The sequence below is a fragment of the Kitasatospora sp. NPDC056651 genome (assembly GCF_042792155.1).
Classification (GTDB): Bacteria; Actinomycetota; Actinomycetes; order Streptomycetales; family Streptomycetaceae; genus Kitasatospora.
In genome coordinates, this window is the sequence record NZ_JBHTWX010000122.1 from 21,570 (window position 1) to 28,135 (window position 6,566).

The window sequence follows — 6,566 nt, forward strand, 5'->3', positions numbered from 1 at the left end:
CCTTCCGGGCGTGGGTGCGGGCTGGGATCAGGCGGGGATGGCGAGCAGGCGGCGCTTGGCGGTGTCCCAGCGGGTCGCAGCCTCCATGTCGCCGAGGGAGGTGTGCAGTTCGGCGATCAGGTCGTAGACCGTGCCTTCCGGCAGGGCGTAGGTGTAGAAGAGCCGCAGCAGCATCCGCTCGGCCGCCTCCGTGTAGCCGAGGGTGGCCATGTTGCGGGCGCTCTCCAGCCACGCGGCGAGGACCGTCTGGTCGGCGACGGGCAACTGCTCCGCGACCACCGGGCTGAGCGCGGGACGGCGGGCCAGGTGGCGGTAGGCGTCGTCGGCGTACACGTCGGCGATCAGGTGGATCCGGTCCGGGCCGAGCAGGTTGCACACCCCGTGGGCGTACGTCGGCGTGAGCCGCCAGATCCGCCCGCCCGTCATGTGCACCTTGGTGCCACCGGTGACCAGGAAGGCGGACCTGTTGGTGTGCAGCGGGACGTGCAGCCGGTGCCGCTCGACCTGGTCGAGTTCGTCGTAGTCGCGGTGCTCCCAGAGGAAGGCGTTGCCCTCCAGCCGGGCGAGCCGCACCCACATGAAGTCCAGGCCGAGGTCGGCCAGGAACGCGGCGGTGGCCGGCATCCGGCCCAGCAGGTCGGTAGGCCGGGCCGCGCAGTCTCCGATCGTCACGTCGGCGGCGTCACCGGAGGCGTTCATCAGCGAGGTGGTCCACCAGCCGCCGGACTGGTAGGCGCCGTACTCCGCCTTCCAGGGGGCCTGGGCAGTCAGGGCTTCGTGGCGCATCCGCTCCAGGTGGGCGGAGTCCACGGCGTCCAGCTGGGCGATCTGCCCGGCCAGAGCGGTCAGGGTGTTGTCCATCGGTTCCCTCCCGTTGCCGGCTCGCGGCATGGCGAACCGGAATGCACGTGGTGCTGGATGGAGTCGATCGGGCGCGGATCCCAGCGCCCCTGATCTCACGCTTCGCTGTCGGCGATGCACGGACAGCGAGGTGGCGTTCAGGATGGCGGCGCCGGGTGCGGCATCGATACGACGCGGCTGCCGTCACCGTCCCGCCGTCCCGAAAGGCGAACCATGTCGGTACGCGTCATGACTGCCGTCACGGCCGCCGTCATCTGGGCTGAGACGACCTCGAACGGGTTTCCTGTCGAGCGACCATGGCTATCGTCAGAACAGACGAACGGGGACGGAGATGATCCGCAGTGGCTGAAACTCCCACACTCCTAAGGGTTTTGACGCTTCAGCGACACTGGCAGGTCTACGAGACCTTCCGTCTCCGGTTCGAGGCGACGGCGAACTCGGCCGCCGAGCAGGAGCGCGACCCCCGACTTCGGGGCCTGTCGGTCTCCAAGCGGCAGTTCGAGCGCTGGTACGGCGGCGCGGTGAAGACCCGCCCCTACCCGGACCAGTGCCGGGTGCTGGAGGCCATGTCCGGCGTCGGCGTGGACCAACTCCTCGCGCCCGCACCGGCCGGCCACGTATCCGTGCCCGCTACCACCGCCTCGTTCGCCGTCCCGCCACCACGGCCGGTCCCTGCCCTCCTCCCACCCGAGCAGGCAGCGGCACTGCCTGTCGGTGGCCCGTTCAGCAGCGAGCCCCGCTTCGACGCGGGCACCACGGAATTGGAAAGGCAGGTCACGATGGCGGCTCGTCGTGCACTTCGATTCACCGCGATGTCGGAGGGCAGCAGCATCGGCTCGGAAACCCTGGGCCAGATCAACGACGAGGTACGGCGGCTGACCGTCGCCTACCCGAAGCTGGCACTGCCGACCCTGCTCGGCGACCTGGTCGAGGTCCAGGACCTCACCCTTCCAACTGTTGGAACACGGACGGGCCAAGCCGTCGCAGGCCCGCGAGCTGTACCTGCTCGCCGGGATCACCTCCGGCATGCTCGCCAAGGCCAGCCACGACCTGGGCAACCCGAGCGCCGCCATGATGCAGGCCCGCACCGCCTTCGTCTGCGCCGACAACGCCGACCACCACGCCATGCGCGCCTGGGTCCGCTCGCTCCAGTCGCTGATCTCCTACTGGGCCGGCCGCCCCGGCGAAGCCGCCGACTACGCCGCCCTCGGACAGGGCGCCATCGGCGACGTCCGCGGCACCACCAGCGTCTGGCTGGCCTGCCTCTCCGCCCGCGCTCACTCCCTCCTCGGCGACGGCGAGGCCACCCGCACCGCCATCCAGCAGGCCGAGGAGGCCCGCGCGACCGTCGAACCCGACGACCTCGACGCCTTCGGCGGCATCATGACCTTCCCGCTGCCCCGCCAGCTCTACTACGTCGCCGAGGCCACCGTGCAGCTCGGGGAGGACGCGGCCCTCGGTGAGAGCCAGTCCGAAGCCGCCGTCTCCGCCTACCGCGACGCCACCGAGGACGAGTGGGCCTTCGGCGACCAGGCCGGCGCCCAGACCGACCTCGCCCTCGCCCGCATCGCCCGAGGCGAGATCGAGGGCGCCGCCGAAGCTGTCCGCCCCGTGCTCGACCTCCCCGTCGAACAACGGAACTTCGGCATCGTCAGCAGCGCCCAACGCGTCCACGCCGCCCTGCACAGCGCCGGCCGTCGCAGCAGCGGCGGCGCGGCGGCCGGTCTGCGCCAGGAGATCGAGGCCTTCACCGCCACCCCCACCTCGGCCCTCGTCCGGTGACCCCGCGGATAGGCTCCGCAGCCATGACCCCACTCCGTCTGACCGGCCCCAACCTGGCACTGCGCGAAGTCGAACCCGAGGACACCGACGATCTCCTGGCCATCTACGGCGATCCCGAGGCCACCCGGCACCTCAGCTTCGAACCCCGCACCCGCGAGCAGGTCGAAGCGATCACCGCCCGCTCCATCGACTCCGCGCACGCCACCCCGCGTACCGAGTACTGCCTGGCCGTGACCCGACGCGGTGAGCACCAGCTGATCGGCTACGCGCGCCTGGCCACCGAGCCGCAGCAGGCCGCCACCATCGGCTTCGCCCTCCACCCGACCGCGTGGGGCAAGGGCCTCGGCACGGAGACCGTTCACCTGCTGTGCGCCCTCGGCTTCAACACCCTCGGCCTGCACCGCATCTGGGCCGCCCGATCACCGCTCAACGAGGCCTCCGAACGCACCCTGCTCCGCGCCGGCATGACCGAGGACGGTCGCATCCGCGACCACGTCTTCGTCCACGGCGCCTGGCGCGACTCGATCACCTACTCGATCCTGGAACACGAGTGGGCACCGATCGACGGGCTGGAAGCGGACGGAGCCGCTGAGTCCGATGGCGGGCACAGCCCGGGAAGGTGATCCCATGCTGCCCGAGCCGCACATCGTGATCCCCGGCATCGCCGGGTTCGCCCGCGGCGACGTGCCCGACCCGCCGGCGACCGACGACGGCAACGCCTGGGTCGACGGCTTCTGCTGGCTGTACTGCGGCCAGCAGTGGACCCGTGTCCTGTGGATCGGCCCCGCTCACGTCGCCGGCGCCCAGGCGCCCATGTACGCCTGCGGGCCCTGCATCCGCGAACTCCAGGAGCGAGTCTGGCGCTCGATCGTCAGGTGCTCAAGGCCATGCTGGCTACGCCGGTAGTGACGACGGAGCATCTGGTGACTGCATCCAACAGGCTCGGAGCGGAGACGGTACTGCTGGAGGTGGTGCGCTCCCGCTACGACCTGCATGACGATTCCTTGTTGCTTATCGCCCGGCTGGACCACGCCGCCGCGCGACGGGTGGCCGAATCGTGGCAGTACTTTGGCCCCGAGATCCGCGCCGCGTTGATCACCGCGGCGGCACACCGTCCGACCGTGCTCGACGGGGATATCTCAAAGCTCAGCGAAGCGGACCGCGAAAAACTGAAGGCTGCGGTGGGAGCCTGGCATGACGACGTGTGGGCGTTGCTCTCGGCCGACCCCGCCCGCAACCTCTGGGCGGAGCTCGTACGCGATGAGGAGAGCGGCGTCCTGTTCGCCAATCTGCTCCTCAACCGTGCGGAGCAACTTGACGACCACGTCCTGCTCGCTTGTATCAGCAGGGCATTCCCCAACGCCGACGAGGAACCCCAAGAGAACTCAATCCCTGGCTCTGTGGGGGCGTACATACGCCTGAGCACGCTGGCCGACATCGTCTCCCGCCACCCGCGCACTCTGCTGCTACACGGTCAGGCTCTCGGTCCCCTCCTCACTGCTGTGGCCGGCGAGCTGATCGAGGCGGTGCGGAAGAAGGGCGTGTCGGAACTCGAGTGGGACGCGTTCTCGGCTCTTGCCGCCATCTGCGGCTCGCCAGGGGTGCTACGCGACGCTGCCGACTGCCTCACACAGGCACAAGGACCATCGTGGTCCCAGTGGCGGCACCCGTCCGGCGAGTGGGCCAACGCCCGCTCCCGGGCCGCCGACGCCCTGGCGCGCAACCCGCTTTGCCCGGTCGATGCGTTGGTCATGCTCGCGCCGTTTCTCAGCGAGGCTGTCGCCGCTCAGTTCCTTCAGCACCCCGACGAACGCGTCCGCGAGTCTTCACAACGCATCGTCGACCTGGCGGTGGAGCGGGTTCACCGGGCTCAGCCAGCCACTCCAGTCTCGCGGAAGCAGCCGGTACGGCCAGAGGTGCCTACAGATGACGAGTTGTCGACCGTCGCAGACCCGCGAACGGCGCTTGCCGATTTCCTGCCGCTGAAGGGTCCAGCCGCGTACCGGCGCGAGACCGCCCTTGCGATCCTGGAATCCCGCTATGCCGACGCCTCCCATCTCAGGGAGCTGCCGGCTGTACTGGTCCTCTCAAGCACCTCCCAGGTGCGAAACGCGGCGGCGCTGCTACAGACGGAGCTGGGCGATCGTCCAGAGGCGTGGGAAGCCTTCAAACATGCCCTCCATCGCCTGGTGCCCAACGCGACCAAAACCTTCGGAACACTGATCGATGAAGTGCTGGCTGCGGGTGCGTAATTAATCAACGCTGCTTCGCGGCTCCGATTCGGGCTCTCGCCCGACCAGGACGTCCACCTCGCCGAACCTCTCGGGACTGCCGGCAGGCGACGCCCCCGGCAGTCCGGTCGGATACGCGAGTTGTTGATCACCGACAAGTGGGCCTTGCCGCTCGTCGTGATCGACGAGCGGCCCTCTCGGCGGTTATCAGCAGCCGGTCCGGGCCGACCGCGTGACGCAGGCCGCAGAAATTGGGTCTCGCCATTTGAAGCGGCCGCCGCGCATCCACCTAAGCGGCTCGGCAGGCGAGCCGAAATCAGCCAATCAAGCGCCGCGGCAGCGGCCTTCTGGCACGAATCTGGCACGGCGGGGTCAGATTGGTCCAGACAATGCGAAAGCCCCAGGTCGTTGACCTGGGGCTTTACTGCTGGAGCGGGCGACGAGAATCGAACTCGCGCTCTAAGCTTGGGAAGCTCATGTTCTACCATTAAACTACGCCCGCCTGATGAGCCGTCAGAGACCGCTCGATCCAGTGTCACTGTACCCCATCTGCGACGGTGGTTGCACAGGGGGCCGGCGGACGTGGCGAAGCCGGGTGGGGCGGGTGTGGGGGCGTACTGTTTGGGCCGCGTGCGAGTGCCCCGGCGGGTGGGGGCCGGGGCGGCGAGCCATGGTGAGGAATGTCCGGAACATCCCCTCATGTGACGCTGTCCTGGGGCTCGGCCGCCAGGGACGCGAGTACGGGTGAGTACTGGGTTAGGGATGGGAAGGGGATCGATGGAGCAGCGCGCCGTCGTTCGTTGTGCCGAGGGGCACCTGTTCAGCACCACCACGTTTCCGATGCAGAACCTCGGTCCGGGCCGGCTCGGGCCCGGGAGGCTGATCCGCTGCCCGCAGTGCGGACGGCTGCGGAGCTCGGTGCTGGCCGACATGCGGGAGCTGTCGGAGCCGCAACTGGCGCGGGCGATGCGGCTGGAGGCCGCGGAGTTCCTGGCCTGACGGCGGACGGATGGGCAGGTGGGCCCCGGGCTGATTCGTCCGGGGCCCTTTCTTGCACGTAACCTCGAAGCGTGCTGCTCTCTGACAAGGACATCCGTGACGAAATCGACCGGGGCCGGGTCGTCGTCGACCCGTTCGACCCGGCGATGATCCAGCCGTCGAGTATCGACGTGCGCCTCGACCGCTTCTTCCGCGTGTTCGAGAACCACAAGTACCCGCACATCGACCCCTCCGAGGAGCAGCCGGACCTGACCCGGCTGGTCGAGCCGGACGGCGACGAGGCGTTCATCCTGCACCCCGGCGAGTTCGTGCTGGCCTCGACGTACGAGGTCATCTCGCTGCCCGATGACGTGGCGTCCCGGCTGGAGGGCAAGTCGAGCCTGGGCCGGCTGGGCCTGCTCACCCACTCCACGGCCGGCTTCATCGACCCCGGCTTCAGCGGTCATGTGACCCTGGAGCTGTCGAACGTCGCGACGCTGCCGATCAAGCTGTACCCGGGCATGAAGATCGGGCAGCTGTGCCTGTTCCGGCTCTCCTCGCCCTCGGAGCACCCGTACGGCTCGGAGCGCTACGGCTCGCGCTACCAGGGCCAGCGCGGCCCGACGCCGTCCCGCTCGTACCTCAACTTCCACCAGACGAAGGTCTGACGCAGACCTCCGGAGCGCACCCACGACGGGCGGCCACCCCCATCCC

The 6,566-nt window shown here is 69.2% G+C and carries 7 protein-coding genes and 1 tRNA gene; 6 read left to right on the forward strand and 2 right to left on the reverse strand.

The features are described 5' to 3' along the window. Positions 1 to 27: 27 nt before the first annotated feature. Complete coding sequence (locus ACFRAR_RS33035; protein ID WP_380703009.1) at positions 28 to 861, reverse strand: aspartyl/asparaginyl beta-hydroxylase domain-containing protein; 834 nt, start codon at positions 859 to 861, stop codon at positions 28 to 30. A 957-nt stretch (positions 862 to 1,818) separates the two neighbouring features. Between ACFRAR_RS33035 and ACFRAR_RS33040 the strand changes: the two genes are divergently transcribed. Genes ACFRAR_RS33040 through ACFRAR_RS33055 form a run of 4 tightly spaced genes read left to right on the forward strand, consistent with a single transcriptional unit; the run spans position 1,819 to position 4,895 of the window. Continuing rightward, the gene (locus ACFRAR_RS33040) at positions 1,819 to 2,643 is read left to right on the forward strand and encodes a hypothetical protein (RefSeq protein ID WP_380703011.1); all 825 of its coding nucleotides are present in this window, start codon (positions 1,819 to 1,821) and stop codon (positions 2,641 to 2,643) included. Between the two features lie 23 nt (positions 2,644 to 2,666). Continuing rightward, positions 2,667 to 3,266, forward strand: coding sequence for a GNAT family N-acetyltransferase (locus ACFRAR_RS33045; protein ID WP_380703013.1), 600 nt, complete (start codon positions 2,667 to 2,669; stop codon positions 3,264 to 3,266). A gap of 4 nt (positions 3,267 to 3,270) precedes the next feature. Continuing rightward, positions 3,271 to 3,549: a hypothetical protein gene (locus tag ACFRAR_RS33050; protein WP_380703015.1), complete on the forward strand. Its 279-nt coding sequence runs from the start codon at positions 3,271 to 3,273 to the stop codon at positions 3,547 to 3,549. Next, positions 3,519 to 4,895, forward strand: a complete 1,377-nt coding sequence (locus tag ACFRAR_RS33055) for a hypothetical protein (protein WP_380703017.1) — start codon at positions 3,519 to 3,521, stop codon at positions 4,893 to 4,895. The genes ACFRAR_RS33050 and ACFRAR_RS33055 overlap by 31 nt, the downstream gene beginning before the upstream one ends. 407 nt (positions 4,896 to 5,302) lie before the next feature. On the opposite strand, the gene ACFRAR_RS33060 is transcribed toward ACFRAR_RS33055, so the two are convergent. Beyond that, a tRNA-Gly gene (locus ACFRAR_RS33060) sits at positions 5,303 to 5,376 on the reverse strand. A 275-nt stretch (positions 5,377 to 5,651) separates the two neighbouring features. Here ACFRAR_RS33060 and ACFRAR_RS33065 point away from each other — a divergent pair. Together ACFRAR_RS33065 and dcd are read left to right on the forward strand one after the other, a co-directional pair. Then, positions 5,652 to 5,873, forward strand: coding sequence for a hypothetical protein (locus ACFRAR_RS33065; protein WP_316522453.1), 222 nt, complete (start codon positions 5,652 to 5,654; stop codon positions 5,871 to 5,873). 71 nt (positions 5,874 to 5,944) lie between these two features. Beyond that, positions 5,945 to 6,520 carry a dCTP deaminase gene (gene dcd / locus ACFRAR_RS33070; protein ID WP_380703019.1) on the forward strand — a complete coding sequence of 192 codons (576 nt, stop codon included), beginning with the start codon at positions 5,945 to 5,947 and terminating at the stop codon, positions 6,518 to 6,520. Positions 6,521 to 6,566: the final 46 nt, after the last annotated feature.